Below are 17,812 nucleotides of genomic sequence, written 5' to 3'. Positions count from 1 at the left end.
ACACACTGGCTGCTTACCGCAGCCGGACACGACCTCGATCTCCCAGCAGCTCGTCCGCGCCGAGATTGGGGCTCCCGATCACATTGGCGGCACAGAGAGGGCAGCGCAGATCTCCCCCAACGCGGGGACAGGAACGAGATCCGTCGATTCCTTGACGCTCCAAATGCGATAGCCAACACTTGTCCGCAACGCGCACTCAACAACCGGATGACATGCGCCCGCCTCGGAGTGACGCGCCGGACATGCTCGGGTGGCACGTCAACTACGCCAACCACGAAGCCCTGGGCTGCGTATGATTTATCCATGTTAGCGTTAACAAGGGTCGCAGGCGGGGAGGACTTGCACCACGGCGGGCAGCAGCGGCCTCGGCGATCAGTCTGATGTCCGAACCCAGGGAGGCCGGATCAGTGATTGACCACTTCTCGGCGCGGAGCACCAGGTCACTACGCCGGCTGCTGATCGTGTTGGTGGCCGCGACGACGGCGATGGTCGGCGGCGGCGTCGTCATGTCGTCGCCCGCCGTCGCCGCCACGAACCAGTTCCGAGGCATGAACTGGGCCGTGCTGGGTGACAACTTCAGCACCGGTCCCCTCGTCGTGCAGGGCCTCAGCTCCTCCGACAGCAACGCGACGGTGCGGGCCAAGGCCAACGCCCTCTACGACGACATGGCTTCCACCATGGGCGTCAACACCGTCCGGCTACCCATCAACACCCACACGGTAGGAACGGCGTGGTGGGAGGCCTACCGGGGCGCCATCGACGCCGCCACCGCCCGCGGTTTCAAGGTCATCCTCGCCTACTGGGAGGACGGCGCCGCCTCCGGCGGCCGGATCACGAACCTCGCCGCGTGGAACGCGATGTGGTCCACGGTGACCAACACGTACGGCTCGAACTCCAACGTCTACTTCGAGCCGATGAACGAGCCCCACGGCTACAGCTCGACGGAGTGGCGCAACGTCGCGGCCAACTGGCTCAGCTACCACTACTCGGCGGTGCCCAGCCGGGTGCTCATCGGGGGCACCGGGTTCAGTCAGGACCTGCGCGACATCTGCAACGACAGCCGATTCGCCTCGACGCTGCTGTCGTTCCACCACTACGCCTTCTTCTACGGCGAGATGACCTACGACGCCTTCCGGAGCCACATCCAGACCCGCCTCGGCAACTGCGCGTCGCGGGCGGTCGCCACCGAGTTCGGCGCACCCATGAACGACGGCCGCAACTACGCCGACGCGAACAGCACCGACAACTTCGTGCGCCACATCCGCGCCATGGCCCAGGTCATGCGCGACAACCGGATGGGCGGCACCTACTGGCCCGCGCTCGGCGGCAAGCCCGGCACCATCGGCTACGACTGGTACTCGATGTACTCGCTCAGCGGTAGCGGCACCGACCTCAACCTGACCGTCCGCAACACCTCCGGCGCCGACCAGATCCGGTACGCCTGGGGCGACACCATCGACGGCGGCCCCACGACGCCCCCGCCGTCGACTGACACGTTCTACCGGATCACCGTGCGACACAGCGGCAAGGCCATGGACGTCCAGCAACCGAACACCGACAACGGCGCGCGCGTCGGCCAGTACACGTACAACGGCAACACGTGGCAACAGTGGCAGTTCCAGGACGCCGGCAACGGCTACTGGCGACTCGTCAGCCGCAACAGCGGAAAGTGCCTCGACGTCGTGAGCGCGTCCACCGCCGACGGCGCCGAACTGATCCAGTACACCTGCGGCACCGGCACCAACCAGCAGTTCCAGATGGTCACAGGCGGCAGCTACTTCCAACTCCGGGCACGGCACAGCGGCAAGTGCGTGGACGTACCGGCCGCATCGACCGCTGACGGTGTGGTCCTCAAGCAGTACGCGTGCAACACCGGCGCCAACCAGCAGTGGTCGCGTACGACCGTCTGACCGACCCTCCGGCCGGCGCCCTACGTCGCCTGCGAGGAGGACTGCGGGATGCCGGTCACCTTCGCCGCGGGCCTGTCGGACGCCGCGGCGAAGGTGACCGGCGCGCCGAACGCGGCCCGCCGGACGGCGCGGCGCAGCGCGGCGAGGACGGCGGGACCGGCGAGGACTATCGCCACGGCGGTGGTGATCGCGCGGCCGGTGTCCCAGCCGAAGGTGGACGTGACGGCGGTGAACAGGGCGAGACGGTGCAGGTTCTCCAGTACGGGGGCGCCGGCGACGTAGGACAGCTGGGTGTCCGCGCCGACGCTGAACGGCCAGAACCACAGGTTCATCAGCAGGCCGTAGCCGTAGGCGGCGAGCATCCCGTACCCGGCCAGGACGGCGACCTCGGCGCGGCCTCGCAGCCGGGCCGGAAGCAGGCCGGCGCCGAGGCCGATCCACGAGGCGCAGAGCATCTGGAACGGCAGCCACGGCCCGACGCCTGCGGTGAGCAGGGCGGAGGCGAACAGCGACGTGGCACCGAGCAGGAACCCGAACCCGGGTCCGAAGACCCGGCCGGCCAGGACGAGCAGGAAGAACACGGTCTCGATGCCCGCGGTCCCCGCACCCAGGGGGCGCAGGGCGGCGTTGACGGCGGCGAGTACGCCGAGCATCGCCAGGGCTTTGCTGTCGATGCCGCCGGAGGTGAGTTCGGCGAGGACGAGCGCCACGAGTACCGGCAGCATGACGATGAAGACCAGCGGCGCCTCGCCGGTGCGGGCGGTGCTCTCCGGGTGTGCGGGGACGAAGAACGGCCAGGTGAAGGTGGCCAGCGCGGCGGCCGAGGCGAGGGTCAGCACCACAGCGGTACGCGGGGCGACCCGCAGCACGCTCATGCCGGTGCCCTGGTCTCGTCGAGCGCGGCGGCGACCTGTTCCACTGTCAGCCAGGGGGCGGGGGCGAGGACCTTGGCCACCTGCGGCGCGAACGCCGGCGAGGCGAGCATGACCTCTGCGGTGGTGCCGTCGGAGACGATCTCCCCTTCGGCCATCACGATCACCCGGTCGGCGAGGGTCGCGACGAGTTCGACGTCGTGGGTGGCGACCACCACGGCTCGGCCGCTGCCGGCCAGCATCCGGGCGACGGCGGTGAACTGCCGCTTGGCATGGTAGTCCAGGCCGCGGGTCGGCTCGTCGAGCAGGACCACCGGCGGAGCGGCGGTGAGCTGCACGGCGAGTGCGAGGGCGAGCCGCTGTCCCTCGGACAGGTCCCGGGGGTGCCGGTCACCGGGCAGTCCGGGGACGAGCTGGTCCACCAGCGCCCGGCAGGTGCCGGCCGGCACGCCGGTCTCCCGGTCGGCCTGGGCGCACTCCGCGTCGACTGTCTCCAGGTAGAGCAGGTCACCGGAGTCCTGCGGGACGAGGCCGACGTGCCGGCGGGCCTGACCGGCCGGCAGGGCCTTCGGGTCGACGGTGCCCTTCGGCCCGGTCACGGCGACGGTGCCGCCGTGGCGTGGGCCGCTGCCCTGCACCGCCCAGAGCAGGCTGGACTTGCCGGATCCGTTGCGGCCCATCAACGCGACGACCCGGCCGGCGCGCAGATCGAGGTCGACGCCGGCCACCGCGACGGTGCCCGGATACCGTACGACGATCTTCCGCGCGGTCAGCGTGGGACCGGTGTCCGCGCCCGCCGGGACCGGCGGCGGCGCCACGCCGGCGAGCCGGTGCCGGAGGTCGGACGCCCGTCGGCGGGCGTCACGGACCGACAACGGCAGCGGTGTCCAGCCGGCGAGGCGACCCAGCTCGATCAGGGGTGGCGCGATGTCGATGTGGGCCAGCCCGGTCGCCGGCGTCCCGTCGTGGACATGGCCGTCGCCGGGGAGGTACAGCAGCCGGTCGGCGTACTGCAGGACGCGCTCCAGCCGGTGCTCGGCCAGCACCACTGTCACTCCGAGGTCGTGCACCAGCCGGGTGACGGTGGCGAGCACGTCCTCCGCGGCGGTGGGGTCCAGCGCGGAGGTGGGTTCGTCGAGCACCAGCACACGGGGGTGCGCCGTGAGCACCGCGCCGATGGCGACCCGCTGTTGCTGACCGCCGGACAGCGTCCGCAGGGGCCGGTCGCGCAGGTCGGCGATGCCGAGCAGGTCCAGCGTCTCCTCCACCCGCTTACGCATCACCGCGGGTGGCAGGGCGAGCTGCTCCATCCCGTACGCCAGTTCCTCCTCGACGGTGTCGGTGACGAAGCCGGCCAACGGGTCCTGGCCGACCACGCCGACGACGTCGGCGAGATCGCGCGGCGGGTGCGTGCGGGTGTCCCTGCCGTCGACGGTGACGGCGCCGTGCAGGGTGCCGCCGGTGAAGTGTGGGACGAGACCGTTGATCGCCCGCAGCAGCGTCGACTTTCCGGCACCGGTACGGCCCGCGACCAGGCAGAGTTCACCTTCCTCGACGCGAAACGTCACATCCCGCAACGGTGGCGGGCCGCCCTCGGCATAGTGGACGGTGACCCGGTCGAAAGTGATCATGGGCGGTCTCCCGGTGTCGATGCCCTCGCGGCGCGCACTCCGTCTGCCGGCACGTCCGTGACGGGGATGGGCCGGTCCACCGCCGGCGGGCGTCCGGCACTTACTGTCGGCGGTGGTGGCGGCGCCAGCCAGGCGGGTGCCGCCGCGACGCCGACGGCGAGAAGCATCAGCGGGGTCAGCTGGGGCCAGGTGAGCGGGCTGACCGGCGGGTAGAGCAGTTCCGGGTCCACCGAGCCGGCGAGCATGGTCAGTGCCGCGGCGGCCACCCCGCAGCCGGCCACGAGCAGCTCGGCCGGGCGCCAGCGGTCCGGTCGGTACCGGCTGCGGCGGACCCGGCGACCGGCCAGCAGCATGCCGGTCACGGCGGCGGTCAGTCCGGCCAGGAGCATCGGCAGCCCCAGGTAGCCGGGTGCGGCGGTGTCGAGCAGCCCGTAGGTGCCGGCGCAGACGCCGACCAGCCCGCCGAGGACGAGCGCCCCGGTGACGGTTCGCTGCCCGGCGGGCACCGCCGCGGTGCGGCCGTAACCACGGGAGTCCATCGCGGCCGCGAGGGCCAGGGACCGGTCCAACGCGTCGGCCAGCACCGGCAGGGCGATCCCGCGCAGCGCCCTCATCCCGCGGGCGGACGCGCCGCGCAGCCGCCGGGCCCGGCGGACCCGTAGCACGCTCTCCACCAGCTGCGGGGCGACCGACAACGCGACCACGACGGCGGTGCCGATCGCGTACAGCGCTCCGGGTACGGCCTTGAGCAGCCGCTTCGGGTTGGCCAGGGCGTTCGCCGCACCGAGGCAGATCAGCATCGTCGCCAGCCGCAGCCCGTCGTAGAAGCCACCGAGGATCTGCTCGGCGGCGACCGGTCCGAACAGGCGGATGCCCGCCGCCCACGCGGGCAGCGGGATCTCCGGCAGCCGGACCAGGATGTGGTCGCCCTGGCCGCCGCCGAACACGATCCGGAACACCACCCGCATCGTGACGATCACCGCGCCGAGCCAGACGTACATGCGGAACGCCAACGCCCACGGCGCGTCGCCCCGGCGGCGCCCCAGCACCCGACCGGCGACGGCGACGAGCAGGGCCAACGGCAGCGGGTTCGTGGTGTGGCTGGCCGCGGTGGCCAGGCCGAGCGCCCACAGCCACCACGCGCCGGGGTGCAGCCCCCGGGGCAGCCACCACATCGGCCACCGGCCCGGCAGACGACGGGCGTCAGCCGGCCGCGCCCCGGTGACCGTGACGTCAGTCATCCGGGTCGGCGGCACGGCGTCGTCGGGCCGCGACCAGCGCGCCGGTGGCGAGCAGGGCGAGCAGAAGCACCCCGGCGATCGTGCCCAGTGGCAGGCCGTCGTCGTCACGGGACGCGGCGACATCCGTCACCACCGGCTCGTCGGAGGAGCCCTGCGGTGCCGTGCCGATGGCAGCGCCCGGCGTCGCCGTCAGGGTCGGCGTACCGGCCGTCGGTGACGTGCCGGCGGAGGTCGGCGGGCCGGCGGAGACCGGCGGGCCGGAGGTGCCGCCCGGCCGGGTGGGCTCGCCGGGCCGGCCACCGGCGACCGGCGGCGGTGCGACGGTTCCTCCCGCCGGTGGTGGCGCCGCCGGCTCACCGCCCGTGGGCGGCGGCGGTGGTGGCGGTAGCGGTGCGGGGCGTTTCGGCGCGACGCCGGGACGGGGCGCGTCGTCGGCGTTACGGTTGAGGGAGAACGACCAGCCCTCGAAGCTGCCGGCCGCCGGCTTGCGGTTGAGCACGCCCTTGTCGCTGTACGTCCAGTTGCCGCCGTTCGGGGCGTGCCAGTACGACCAGTAGGCGCTCGCAGGCGGGGTGTCGACGCACTTCTCCGTCGCAGCCGACGGCTTGCCGTCGATCCGGCAGATGAACCCCTCGCCCCAGCGCAGGGTTCCGGTGATCGGGAAGCCCGCGTTCTTGAGCGCCGCGAGGCCGGTGGCCTGGGTGCCCGGCGCGCACCGCACCACCGTCCCGCCGCCGAGTTCGTTGAAGTCCACCACGACTGTGACCCCGGAGGCGTCCGGGCAGTAGCCGGCCGACCCGGCGGCCACCGCAGGACTGCCCGGTCCGATCGTGGTGCAGGCGGTGACCAGGGCGACGGCCAGCGCGCCACGGGCGGCGCGGAGGCTCATCCCGCCCGCCGTCGGCCGAGCACGAGCAGTGTCACTCCGCCACCGATCAGCAGCAGCGCGATCAGCAGGTAGCTACCGATCGCCGCGCCGGTCGTCGGCAGCCCGCCCGGCCCGGACGCGGCCGGGGTCGTGCTCGGCGGCGCGGCGGTGGCCGGCGCCGCGGTCGTGGGCGCGGGTGTCGCCGCAGGGCTGGTCACGCTCGGCGTCGGGCCGGCGGTGCCGGTCGGTGGAGGCGACGTGGTGAGCGTGGGAGACGCGGAGGGCGTGGACGGCGCGGTGGGCGAGGCCGTGCCGGTCGGGGTGGGAGTCGACGTGGGCGGCGGGTCGAGGCCGATCCGGCCCAGCGGGACCTGGGCCAGCCCGAGCAGGGCCTGCGCGGTGGCCCGGCGCCACTGGTCCCGGTCGGTGTCGGTGATCCCGGCCGCCGAGGCAGCCGTGAATCCGTCGGTGTTGTAGGCGATCGCGCCGGCGTCGGCGGAGGCCGCGCCACCGTTGCCCGCGGTGAGCTGCAGCGCGGCCAGGGCCGTCGCCGCCCGGGCGGCCTCGTCGTCGCGGCCGGCGGCGGCGAGGGCCTGCCCGGCCAGGCCGGTGCTGTTGGAGTTCGCGCCGGTGGTCGGTCCCGAGCCGCCGAAGGAACCATCGGCGTGCTGCTGGGTGACCAGCCAATCGGCGCCCTTGCGGGCGGCGTCGCCGGCGCCCGTGGCGCCGTCCTCGGCGGCGGCCAGCAACGCCTGCACGGCCATCGCGGTCGAGTCGACGTCGAGGGTGGCGCCGGGCTGGTCGTCGCAGGACGGCGACGGCCCGTCGGCGGCGTCCGGGTAGAGCCGGAAGCCGCCCGCCGCGCACTGCTGCCGGATCAGGAAGTCCACCGGATCCTGTGGCAGGTCGCCGCTGCGGGCCAGGCCGAGCACGGCGAAGGACTGGTCGAAGGTGTTGCTGGCGTCCGGGCCGCTGTCGGCGGTGGTACGGCTGGTGATCCGTCCCCGCTGGTGCCCGGCGTCGGCCGTGGCGATCAGTGACAGGGTTTCCGCCCGCAGGTCGTAGCCGCCGAAGTCGGTGGGGTCCGCGTCGGCGGCGGCCGCGGCGTAGAGCAGTTTGGCGGTGGCCCCGCCGTCGGTGAAGCCCTCGATGCCCCAGTCGTCGTAGCTGTTGTAGGACCGTACGTGTGTCGCGACCTGCGCGGTCGCCGCCTGCCGGGTCGGTGCGTCGACGCCGGTGACGGACAGCGCGACCAGGCCGTCGATGGTCAGCCCCCAGTCCTCGGGGGCGAACGGGCCGGGCAGCGCCCCGTCGGTGAACTCGCCGGCCAGCCAGGAGGCGGCGTCGCGGGCGGCGGTGACGTGGGCCGGGGCGGGTGCCGCGACAACGGCCGACGGAGCGCCGGTGATCGCGGCGAGAGCCGTCACCGTGGCTGTACCGAGACCGGTGGTGAGACGCCGGGACAGGGGCATCAGGGGTGCCTTTCGCAGAGCGGTCGGTGAAACCTCCGGAAAGCACCCCGAGAGACGGACACCCCGCTCCGCGTGCTGCGGTGGGCGGGGTGGTCGGACCTCGGCGGCCCGGACTTCACCCTGTAGACCTCGACAGTGGAAGCCGCTCGTCCCGGGCGGGGCATTCCGGCTCGCGAAAGGGACTCTCGCTCACGGTTGCGGGTCAGCGCCGGCTTCGAACCGGCTTCCCCCCACACGGGACGTATGCAGTTGTGCCCGGCGCACCGGGTGCCGACACCGTACCGCCCGGGCGCGCGACGACGCCAGAGCAGCTGCCGGTACCCGGCGCGCCGCTGGTCACACCGTTCGCAGCCGGCGGGTCAGGGAGCGGCGATGCTCGGCGGGGAGCCGGCGCCGAAGGACCAGCCCTCAACGCTGCCCGGCGCGGGGTTGTAGCCGGTCGCCCCCGACGTGCTGTAGGACCAGGAGCCACCGCTGGACGCGTGCCAGTACGACCAGTACGCGGTGGCCGGCGGGGTGTTGACGCACGGCTCGGTCGCGGCGGTGGGCTTGCCGTTGATCCGGCAGACGAAGGCCAGGCCCCAGCGGGCGGTGCCGGTGACGGTGAAGCCGGCGGCCTGAAGCGCGGCCAGGCCGGTGGCCGGATCGCCCGGCGCACAGGCGACCTGTACGCCGCCGCCGAGCGCGGCGAAGTCGACGACCACAGTGACTCCCGAGGTGCCGGCGCAGGCGGCGGCGTGCGCCGACCGGGGCGCGGGTTCGACTGCGGTCAGCGCGACGCCGGCCACGACGGCGGCCAGCAGGCCGGCCATCCAGGTGCGGGCGGTGGGACGGTGACGGAACACGGGTCCTCCTGTGATCGGGTGAGCGGCGAGGCGGTTCACGGGCAGGCGAGCACCGGTGCGCCGGGGTCGGCGCCGGCGGCGGACAGACGGGCGTACCCGATCCCGGTGAGACCGAGGACGGCCTGGGCGGTGGCCCGGGGCGCGGTGGCCGGGTCGAAGCCGCCACCGTCGAAGTCGACGGCGCCCCGGTCGGCGGGCGCCCCGGCGCAGCCGACCTGGAGTCCGGCGAGGAACGCCCGGGACCGCGCCCAGGCCGGCAGCCGGTGACCGTCGCGCAGGGCCTGCGCGGCGAGGCCGGTGCTGTTGGCGTTCGGTGTGCCGGCCGCGTTGGCGAAGCCGCCGTCGGCACGCTGAACGGACACCAGCCAGCGCAGCCCGGCGGCGGCGTCGGCCGGACGGTCCGCGGCGCGCAGCGCCTGCGTCACGAGCGCGGTGGCGTCCACGTCGGACGTGCAGACCGGTTGGGCGGGCAGCAGCGGGTAGCCACCGTCCGGGCACCGGGTGCCGGCCAGCCAGGCGGCCGCCGCCGGAGGCGCCCCGGCCGCCGTACGGTCCAGCGCCAGCAGCGCGAAGGACTGGCTGAACGCGTTGCTGTAGTCGCCGTACGCGGACCGGTCGCTGAACCGGCCGGCCGGCGTCTGCAGCGAACGCAGCCGGGCGATCAGGTCCACCCCGCCGACGTCGGCCGGGTCGCCGCCGCGCACCTGCACGGCGAGGGCGAGCTTGGCGGTCGCGCCCGCGTACGCCTCGGAGACGCCGTCGCCGAGATAGCCGTCGCGGATGTCCGGCCGGGTGACCCAGGCCAGCGCGCCGGCGCCGTGGTCGTCGGCCACGCCGGCGGCGGCGAAGGCGAACACGGCGTCGAGGGTCAGCCCCTGGTCGGGGTAGGCGACACCGTCGAAGACCGCCTCGAAGCGTTCGCCGTCGACGAGTTGCCGGGCGAGCCAGCCGGCGGCGGCCTCCGGGCGGGTGAGGGCGGCGCGCCCGGGGGCGGCGACGGCCGGTGCGGTGAGGGTGAGAGCGGCGAGTACGCCGCAGAGGAGCGCGAGCAGGCGGTGCCGGCTTCGGCGGACGACCATCGGAAGCGCCTTTCCGGCCCGGCGGTCGTCGAAAGCCCGGACGACCGCAGTACGCGGGGCCGTCCGGGACTCCGACCCGTGGGCCACGACGGGTGGGGAGCGGTTGCACGCGTACGACGGGTATTCGGGCTCGCCGCCGCAGAGTTCTCTGGGCGGCCTACCGTTGCGGGCCAGCGCCGGATTTCGACCGGTCTTCCCCCGCACGTACACGCGGTGGTTGAGTTGTCGCGACAGTCTGCTGTGGCCGGTGCGCCGATGTCAATGCGCCAGGAACCGGCCACGTGCCGTGACGGCCGGCGGAATCGGCGGTTTCACACCCCGACGTTGAGAGGCCGTCGTCCCGGCGCGTCCGCGTGGAGCACGCCGGTGAAGGACGCCCGGTGAGGACCGGGCGTCCCTCACCGTGTGGTCACTGCCGGCGGGACCGGGAGCCGGTCAACGGCGGAACGGACCGGTGACGCAGTAGGTGATGCCGCCGGACGACGAGCCGGTCGTGCCGCGTTGCGAGGAGAAGTACAGCCGGTCCCCCGCCGGGGTGAACGCCGGCCCGGTGATCTCCGAACCGCTCTGTCCGGTGATCCGCAGGAAGACCGAGATCTTGTCGTCCGGCGTGATCATGCAGATCTCCATGTTGCCGCCGTCCTCGGCTACGTAGAGGTCACCTGCAGTGGACCCGGTGATGTTGTCGACGCCGGTCAGCGGAGGGGTGCCCGGACTGACCAGGTTGTCGTCGTAGGCGAGCTCGTACGTGCCGGCCGCCAGGTTGACCTGCCACACGCGGTTGTCGCCCTTCGTGGTGAACCAGACGGTGTCGTCCGCGTAGTGACAGCCCTCGCCACCGTTGAACGTCTTCGCGCCGGACACCTGCTGCCGGGTCGGGGTGGGCGAGCCGTCCGGGTCGGGCACCGTGGCCCAGGTGAACGTGCCGGAGGTGGCCGTACCGGCGCGGAGGACCTGGAGGGTTCCGGCGGACAGGTCGCCCCAGGTGGCCGGCACGAAGCGGTAGAACTTGCCGTCGGTCTCGTCCTCGGTCAGGTAGACGACCCGGCGGACCGGGTCGGCCGCGGCCGCCTCATGCTTGAACCGGCCCATCGCGGGACGCGCCACCGCGGTCCCGCCGAGGGGGTACGTCTCGAAGACCCGGCCCAGGGACACCTCCTCGCAGGAGAGCCAGGTGTTCCACGGTGTCTTCCCACCGGCGCAGTTGTTGTTGGTGCCGGAGAGGATCCGCGACGCCCCGACCACGGCGCCGCTGGAGTTGAAGACGAGGCGTGAGGCGCCGCCACCCGCACCGGCCGACACCTCGGAGTTCGACACGTAGATCCAGCCGGTGCCGTTCGGGAACACGGCGCCGCCGTCCGGGGCGTCGTGCCAGGTGTACGACGTCCCCGGCACCGTCCGCCGGGACCGCGCGACGATCGAGCTGGTGAACCCGGCCGGCAGCTGGATGCCGTTGGCGTCGGCTGCCTGAAGCCCGCCGTAGGGCCCCGCCGCGTTCTGTGCCGGGGCTCCGTACGCCGCCGACCACGCCGTGAACGGCAGGGCGACAGCGCCCGCACCGACAACAGTGGCCCGCAACATCGTTCGACGATCCATGGAACCTCCTCCGTAGGTTCCATGGATCCGACCGTGCGGAGCTTACGCACGCCGATCTGTTGGATGAACGTCGATGGACGGCTCGATGTGCGATGTCCCGCCCACGCCGACCCGGTCGAGGGGTCGTACGGGTAGGAGAGGCAGCGGCACCAACCAGCAGTGGGCGCGCGCGGCCGTCTGACCGGCCCTCCGGCCGCGACCTCCCCTCCCCCGGTCACCGGCGCAGGTGGCCGATGCCGTGCTGGTCGAGCCAGGCGACAGTCCGCGGTACGAACGTCGGCGCCCCCGAGCCGGCGCTGACGTCGGTGGCGACCAGCGGCACCTGGGCGGCGACCGGGAGCAGCGTGGACCGCCAGCAGGCCGGCGTGGCGCAGGCCGAGCGGTCGTCGACGCGCCAGGCGGCGGCCACGCTGCGGCCGTCCGGGTCAGCCGGGCGATATTCCAGCCACCGGCTCAGATCGTTGCCGCCGTCGATCCCGGCGGCGAGGACCAGGTCGAACGAGCCCTGGACGCGAAGCAGGCGGATCTGCTCCTGCACGCCGAAGTTCGGCAGACCGGCGCCGGCGCACTCGGATCCGCCGTCGCGCCAGCAGGTCCAGACCGCCGCGGGATCGGTGCCGCCGGCCGCCGGGAAGTCGTACGGCGAGATGTCGAAGACCACTGCGTTGTCGTCGCCGAACACCTCCGCCGCCGCGCTCCAGAACGTGCGGGTGGCGGAGATGTCGCTCTGCTGCAGCGACACGACGGGTGTGATGCCGGCCCCGACGAGCCGGTCGACGTACCGGGCCGCCTCGTCGAGGTAGCCGACCCGGTTCTGCCTGTCGGCAGGGCTGCCGGTGTAGGCGTAGCAGGCGTCGCTCAGCACGACCCGTACCGCGTTGACGCCGCGGGCCCGCAGCGCGCCTACCGACGCGTCGTCGACCGGGCCGTCCCAGTGGATCGGTCCCCATGCGCATTCGCCGGGCGCGGCCGATCGGATGATTCCACGGGGCCGGTACGGCCTCGGACTGGCTGCGACCGTGAGGATGCGGTTGCCGAACGCCTTCAGCGCAGGCGCGTCGCCGGGTGCCTGCGGCGGGAGCACCCGGATGCCGCGGACCTCGGCGCCGGCCTGGGCGCCGCTGCTGTCGTAGGCGGTGGCGGTGAGGCGGGTGCCGCTGTTCGGCGGCACGCCGCGCCAGTCGAACGCGTACGGCGCGGTGGTGTCCACGGCGAGCAGCCTGCCGCGCTCCCGGAACTCGACCCGCTCGATCCGCCGGCCGGGCGCCGCCGTGGCCTCGGCACGGATCGGGATGACGCCCGGCGCGGCGAAGAAGTCATTGGGCAGGGGCGAGGTGAGCGCCACCGACGGCCCGCCCGGCAGTGGGCTGGGCCGCGGGCTCCCCGAGGCCGGCGGCGGCGACGAGCCGGTCGGGTCGGCGCCGTCCCCGTCGCACGGCTGGCCGCTCAACACCCAGTCGGTCGGCTCGGGGTCGGCACCCTGGTAGTTGCCGCCGAACCGCACCGTCACCGAGGCGCCGGTCGGCAGCGTGGATCCCGCCGGCGGACGGAGCATGGTCATCGGATACATCTCGCCGCTGCCCAGCGTGTATCCGTCCGGCAGCCGGTCGAGGCCCATGGTGATCGTCTGACCGTTCGCCTGCCGGAACCGCAGCCACCAGTCGGTGACGGGAGCGCCCAGGTTGGTGACGGTGAGCTCGGCCCAGAAGCCGCTGGACCACTCCCGGGTGATGGTGTAGTCCACCGTGCACGCCGTCGCGGCGTAGGCCGGCCGCAGCGCCATCGTCATGGCCCCGCCGACGACGACCGCGGCTGCTGTAGCCAGCGCGAAGATCCTGCGTCGCATCATGCCCCCGTAACATCGACATACATCACTTCATGCAGCCTCGGCGCTCGGGGCACGGCCTGTCAAGGGCTGAACCGGGCCCGGGCCGGGCGGAACGGCGCGGCGTTCCGCCCGGCCGGCGGCTCAGCGTCCGCGCAGCTCGGCCGCGGCGGCGACCAGGTGCTGGAGGGACGCCTCGACCTCGGGATAGCCGCGCGTCTTGAGGCCGCAGTCGGGGTTCACCCACAGCCGCTCGGCCGGCACCGCGGCCACGGCCCGGCGCAGCGCGCCGACGACCTCGTCGTGGGACGGCACCCGGGGTGAGTGGATGTCCCAGACGCCGGGCCCCACACCCCGGCGGTATCCGATCGCGGCGAGGTCGTCGAGGACCTCCATCCGGGAGCGGGATGCCTCGATGCTCGTGACGTCGGCGTCGAGGGCGTCGATGGCCGTGATCACCTCCCCGAACTCCGAGTAGCACAGGTGGGTGTGGATCTGGGTGTCGTCGGCGACTCCGCAGGTGGCCAGGCGGAACGCCCCGACTGCCCAGTCCAGGTACGCCTTCTGCTCCGCCCTGCGCAGTGGCAGCGTCTCACGCAGCGCCGGCTCGTCGACCTGGATGACCCGGATACCGGCTGCCTCGAGATCACGGCACTCGTCGCGCAGGGCGAGCGCGACCTGGTCCGCGGTGTCTGCCAGTGGCTGGTCGCTGCGGACGAACGACCAGGCCAGGATCGTGACCGGGCCGGTGAGCATGCCCTTGACCGGCCGGTCGGTCAGCGACTGCGCGTAGGTGGACCAGTTGACGGTCATCGGCGCCCTGCGTGCCACGTCGCCGTAGATGACGGGCGGACGCACGCATCGGGAGCCGTAGGACTGGACCCAGCCGTGTTCGGTGGCGGCGAACCCGTCCAGCTGCTCGCCGAAGTACTGGACCATGTCGTTTCGTTCCGGCTCGCCGTGCACGAGCACGTCCAGGCCCAGCCGCTCCTGGAGCCGGACGACGTGCTCGACCTCGGCGCGCATCCGCTGCGTGTAGGCGGCGTCGTCGAGACGCCCGGCCCGGTGCTCGGCACGCGCGCGGCGCAGGTCGTCGGTCTGCGGGAACGATCCGATGGTCGTGGTCGGGAGGGGCGGCAGGTTCAGCCGGGCCTGCTGTGCCGCCGCACGCTCCGGGTACGCGCCGCGCTGCCGATCCGTGGCGCGCAGCGCGGCGAGCCGGCCGCGTACGGTGTCGTCGCGCCAGGCGGCAGGGGTGGGCGGCAGCGGCTCGGGCAGGGACGTGGTGCCGTTGCGCAGCGCGCGGCCGAGCCGGACGACCTCATCGACCTTCTGCCGGGCGAAGGCGAGCCGCTGACGCAGCGCCGGGTCGAGAGCGGTCTCGGCGGACAGGTCCTCCGGCACGTGCAGCAGCGAGCACGAGGTGGACACGGCGACGTGGTCGGCGAGGGCGGTGACGGCGGCACCGGCCGCCACGGCGGCCCGCAGGTCGGTACGCCAGACGTTGCGGCCGTCGACGAGGCCGGCCACGATCGTCTTGCCGCGCAGTGCTCCCGCACCGGCCAGCCGCCGCAGGTTGCCGGGCCCGGCAACCAGATCCACGCCGACCGCTTCGACCGGCGTGTCGAGCAGGGCGGGCAGCGCGTCACCGAGCTCGCCGAAATAGGTGGCGACGAAGATCGCCGGCCGCTGTTCCACCGCGCCGAGCCGGGTGTACGCCTCCCGCAGCGCGTCGATCTCGGTGGCGCTCCGGTCGGCGACGTAGGCGGGTTCGTCCAGCTGCACCCATCGCACGCCCGCCGCGGCGAGGGATCGCAGGATGCCGGCGTACACGTCGACCAGGTCGGTCAGCCGGTCGAACGGTTCGCCGCGGGCCTCGGTGGGCTTGGCCAGCAGCAGGAATGTGGCCGGCCCGACCAGCACCGGCCGGCTGTCGATTCCCAGCTCGCGGGCCTCGCGGTACTCGCGCAGCGCCTTGTCGGGATTCGCCGCGAAGGTGGTGTCGGAGCCGATCTCGGGAACCAGATAGTGGTAGTTGGTGTCGAACCACTTCGTCAGTTCGAGCGCCGGCTCGGCATCGACGCCCCGGGCCATGGCGAAATAGGTGCCGAGGTCGCCGAGGCCGAGACGGGCGAACCGGCGCGGGATCGCGCCGACGGCGACGGCCGTGTCCAGCACGTGGTCGTAGTAGGAGAACGTGTTGGACGGGATCGCGTCCAGGCGCGCGTCGCGCAGCGTCCGCCACACCTTCGCCCGTAGCGCGGCAGAGGTCGCCGCCAACTCCTCGGCGTCGATCCGGCCCGCCCAGTAGGCCTCGACGGCCCTCTTGAGTTGCCGGTTGCCCCCGATACGTGGATAGCCCAGCACGGTGCTCTGACCGAATGCGGTACTCATGGAGATCCCTTCCCTCGAAGCACACGAGGCCGATCGAGGCGGGGAGGGAAGGGGTACAGACGGCGTACCGGCTTCCGCACCGGCCGTCCCGAGCGACCGTCGGCGGCGCGCACCGGACGGTGCGCGCGGTGCGGGCAGGTCTTCGGACTCGCGGGCGCGACCGGATCCACCCGGTCACCTACTGGCCGTCGCTTCCCAGACCTCACGGTCCAGTGCTTCGATGACGGCTGTCGTTCCCACTCACCGCTGCGGGGCAGTCCCGGACTCACACCGGGTTCCCTCTTACGACGCCACACCCTTCACGGGCACGGCGAACCAGCACCGTTGTCCATCGTATGGGGCAGTGAGCCGACGTGGTCGGCGCGTCCGCCCTGCGGGACAGCGAGCCGTCGCGGCGGGTGGCGGGAGCGACTCGTGGTCGGCCCCCGCCCCCCGTCGCAGGGCCGGTCAGCCCTTGCGCCACTTCTGGCCGGCCGTGCCCGTGCAGTCCCAGAGCTGGAGCCTCGCGCCGTCGCTGCCGTTCCGGTCCTTGCTGTCGACGCACTTGTCGGCCTGAAGGTTGACCAGGTCCCCGGCCGAGTTCAGGGTGAACTGCTGGGCGCCGGTGCCGTTGCAGGTGTAGAGCTGCACCACCGCCCCGTTGGCGGTGGACCCGGCGTCGACGTCCATGCACTTGTTGTTCTGGCTCTTCAGCGCCGTGCCGCTGAACGTCCACTTCTGCGCGTTGGTGTTGTTGCAGTTCCACATCTGCAGCGGCGCGCGGTCGACGAAGTTGGAGCTCGGCACGTCGATGCACTTGTTGTTCCAGTTGCTGACCACGGGCACCCCGGTGGTCGGGTTGCCGCCCCCACCGCCGGTGAACGGGCTGAGGATCAGTCCGGCCGAACGGGGGTCGCCGTCGTGCACCAGTGACTCGAATCCGCCGACGTCGTCGAAGGCGAACGCGTACGCCCGGCCGTCGGTCATGTTGGCGTGGATCAGGCGGGCGTACTGGTTGGTGGGGTTGCTGCGGTAGAAGTCGGCGGCGTTCGTGCTGGGCTGGGTGTCGATGGTGCCGAGCGTGCCTCGGTTGAGGGCGGCGCAGAGCGTGCGCGAGATCGGGCCGACCACCTGGTCGTTCGGCGCGGGCAGGTCGCCGTCGCATCCCCAGACGCTGGCCGAGGAGGGCCGGTTGAAGGAGGCGACCACCTGGCCGCTGCCGTTTGTGAAGGTCATGGTGTTGCCCGAGGTACGGCCGTAGTACCGGATGGCCGGCTGGTCGGCGAAGGGCGCCACGGTCAGCGTCTTCGTGGTGTACGCGTTCCACGCGGAGGCGATGTAGGAGTCCAGGTAGGTGGTGCTCAACAGGCCGGCCCCGGCCGCCTTCCCCGGGGCCAGGACGCGCAGCACGGTCCCGTCGGAGCGGGTGTGGACGGTGTTGGCCCAGCCCGGCTGCGCCCGGATGCCGTCGATGACCGCGTTGCGTCCGTTGGCCACCACGTCGCCGGTGCGCTTGGTGACGCCGTTGGCGCCGGTCACCGTGACCGCGTGCGGGATCGCGAACATGTCGACCTGGGAGCTGTTGAGCCACAGCCCGGAGTCGTTGTAGGTGAACTCGCTCCAGTCGAAGAGGATGTCGCGGTTCGCGTCACCGGCCGCCCAGGGCGCGGGCTGCACCAGTCCGTCCGGGGTGAGGAAGAACTTCAGCTTCTGCCCGAGGGCGAAGTAGGCCCGGCCGGAGAAGCCCCGGGGGAACTGGATCGTGGTGCTGCCGCCGTTGCCGGGGCCCGGTATGGAGACGTCCGGCGCGGGCGACGGCGGGATCTGCCCGCCGCTCCACGGCACGAAGGCGCCGCCGGCGGTGACGTAGCCGAGCCGGCCGGAGGAGAGCTGGACGCCGATGACGTAGAGGTAGACCGGGTCGGTGCGACCGGTGGTGTTGGTGACGGTGACGGGTAGCAACGCCGGTCCGACCGCGTGGGCGGGCGTGGCGACGACGGTGCCCGCGAGCCCGGCGAGCAGTGCGGACGCGGCGGCGAGCAGCTTTCTTCGAAGACGCATGGCGACACCTCGCTGGAGACAGGGACGGGAGAGCGCTCT

General features: G+C 73.0%; 12 protein-coding genes and 3 riboswitches. Of the genes, 1 reads left to right on the top strand and 11 read right to left on the bottom strand.

Translation table 11 applies throughout. The features are described from left to right. The first annotated feature begins 407 nt into the window (after positions 1–407). Entirely contained in the window at positions 408–1,910 is a 1,503-nt protein-coding gene (locus BAW75_RS00320) for an RICIN domain-containing protein (protein ID WP_244205975.1), read from the top strand. 20 nt (positions 1,911–1,930) lie between these two features. Here BAW75_RS00320 and BAW75_RS00315 read toward each other — a convergent pair whose 3' ends face one another. From BAW75_RS00315 to BAW75_RS00265, 11 genes are all read right to left on the bottom strand, one after another. After that, positions 1,931–2,785, bottom strand: coding sequence for an ECF transporter S component (locus BAW75_RS00315; RefSeq protein WP_051610840.1), 855 nt, complete (start codon positions 2,783–2,785; stop codon positions 1,931–1,933). Further along, positions 2,782–4,413, bottom strand: coding sequence for an ABC transporter ATP-binding protein (locus BAW75_RS00310; protein WP_104112224.1), 1,632 nt, complete (start codon positions 4,411–4,413; stop codon positions 2,782–2,784). The genes BAW75_RS00315 and BAW75_RS00310 overlap by 4 nt, the downstream gene beginning before the upstream one ends. Further along, positions 4,410–5,654 carry an energy-coupling factor transporter transmembrane component T family protein gene (locus BAW75_RS00305; RefSeq protein WP_104112329.1) on the bottom strand — a complete coding sequence of 415 codons (1,245 nt, stop codon included), beginning with the start codon at positions 5,652–5,654 and terminating at the stop codon, positions 4,410–4,412. The genes BAW75_RS00310 and BAW75_RS00305 overlap by 4 nt, the downstream gene beginning before the upstream one ends. Continuing rightward, on the bottom strand, positions 5,647–6,543 hold the full coding sequence (locus BAW75_RS00300) for a hypothetical protein (RefSeq protein ID WP_104112223.1): 897 nt from the start codon (positions 6,541–6,543) through the stop codon (positions 5,647–5,649). The genes BAW75_RS00305 and BAW75_RS00300 overlap by 8 nt, the downstream gene beginning before the upstream one ends. Then, complete coding sequence (locus BAW75_RS00295) at positions 6,540–7,994, bottom strand: prenyltransferase/squalene oxidase repeat-containing protein (protein WP_104112222.1); 1,455 nt, start codon at positions 7,992–7,994, stop codon at positions 6,540–6,542. The genes BAW75_RS00300 and BAW75_RS00295 overlap by 4 nt, the downstream gene beginning before the upstream one ends. Before the next feature lie 137 nt (positions 7,995–8,131). Continuing rightward, a riboswitch (cobalamin riboswitch) is annotated at positions 8,132–8,247 on the bottom strand. A gap of 106 nt (positions 8,248–8,353) precedes the next feature. Next, the gene (locus BAW75_RS00290) at positions 8,354–8,806 is read right to left on the bottom strand and encodes a hypothetical protein (protein WP_208635149.1); all 453 of its coding nucleotides are present in this window, start codon (positions 8,804–8,806) and stop codon (positions 8,354–8,356) included. Between the two features lie 68 nt (positions 8,807–8,874). Then, on the bottom strand, positions 8,875–9,918 hold the full coding sequence (locus BAW75_RS00285) for a peptidase (protein ID WP_104112220.1): 1,044 nt from the start codon (positions 9,916–9,918) through the stop codon (positions 8,875–8,877). 98 nt (positions 9,919–10,016) lie between these two features. Next, positions 10,017–10,140: riboswitch (cobalamin riboswitch) on the bottom strand. Between the two features lie 213 nt (positions 10,141–10,353). Next, on the bottom strand, positions 10,354–11,514 hold the full coding sequence (locus BAW75_RS00280) for an alkaline phosphatase PhoX (RefSeq protein ID WP_104112219.1): 1,161 nt from the start codon (positions 11,512–11,514) through the stop codon (positions 10,354–10,356). A gap of 214 nt (positions 11,515–11,728) precedes the next feature. Beyond that, positions 11,729–13,363, bottom strand: a complete 1,635-nt coding sequence (locus BAW75_RS00275; RefSeq protein ID WP_104112218.1) for an Ig-like domain-containing protein — start codon at positions 13,361–13,363, stop codon at positions 11,729–11,731. A gap of 120 nt (positions 13,364–13,483) precedes the next feature. Next, complete coding sequence (gene metE / locus BAW75_RS00270; protein ID WP_104112217.1) at positions 13,484–15,733, bottom strand: 5-methyltetrahydropteroyltriglutamate--homocysteine S-methyltransferase; 2,250 nt, start codon at positions 15,731–15,733, stop codon at positions 13,484–13,486. Positions 15,734–15,849: 116 nt separating this feature from the next. Continuing rightward, positions 15,850–16,068, bottom strand: a riboswitch (cobalamin riboswitch). A 112-nt stretch (positions 16,069–16,180) separates the two neighbouring features. Beyond that, positions 16,181–17,773, bottom strand: coding sequence for a beta-1,3-glucanase family protein (locus tag BAW75_RS00265; protein ID WP_104112216.1), 1,593 nt, complete (start codon positions 17,771–17,773; stop codon positions 16,181–16,183). Positions 17,774–17,812: the final 39 nt, after the last annotated feature.

This window comes from Micromonospora chalcea (assembly GCF_002926165.1).
GTDB lineage: Bacteria > Actinomycetota > Actinomycetes > Mycobacteriales > Micromonosporaceae > Micromonospora > Micromonospora chalcea.
The sequence above is the reverse complement of the archived record's forward strand: the minus strand, read 5'-3'. Positions and strand labels throughout refer to the sequence as shown.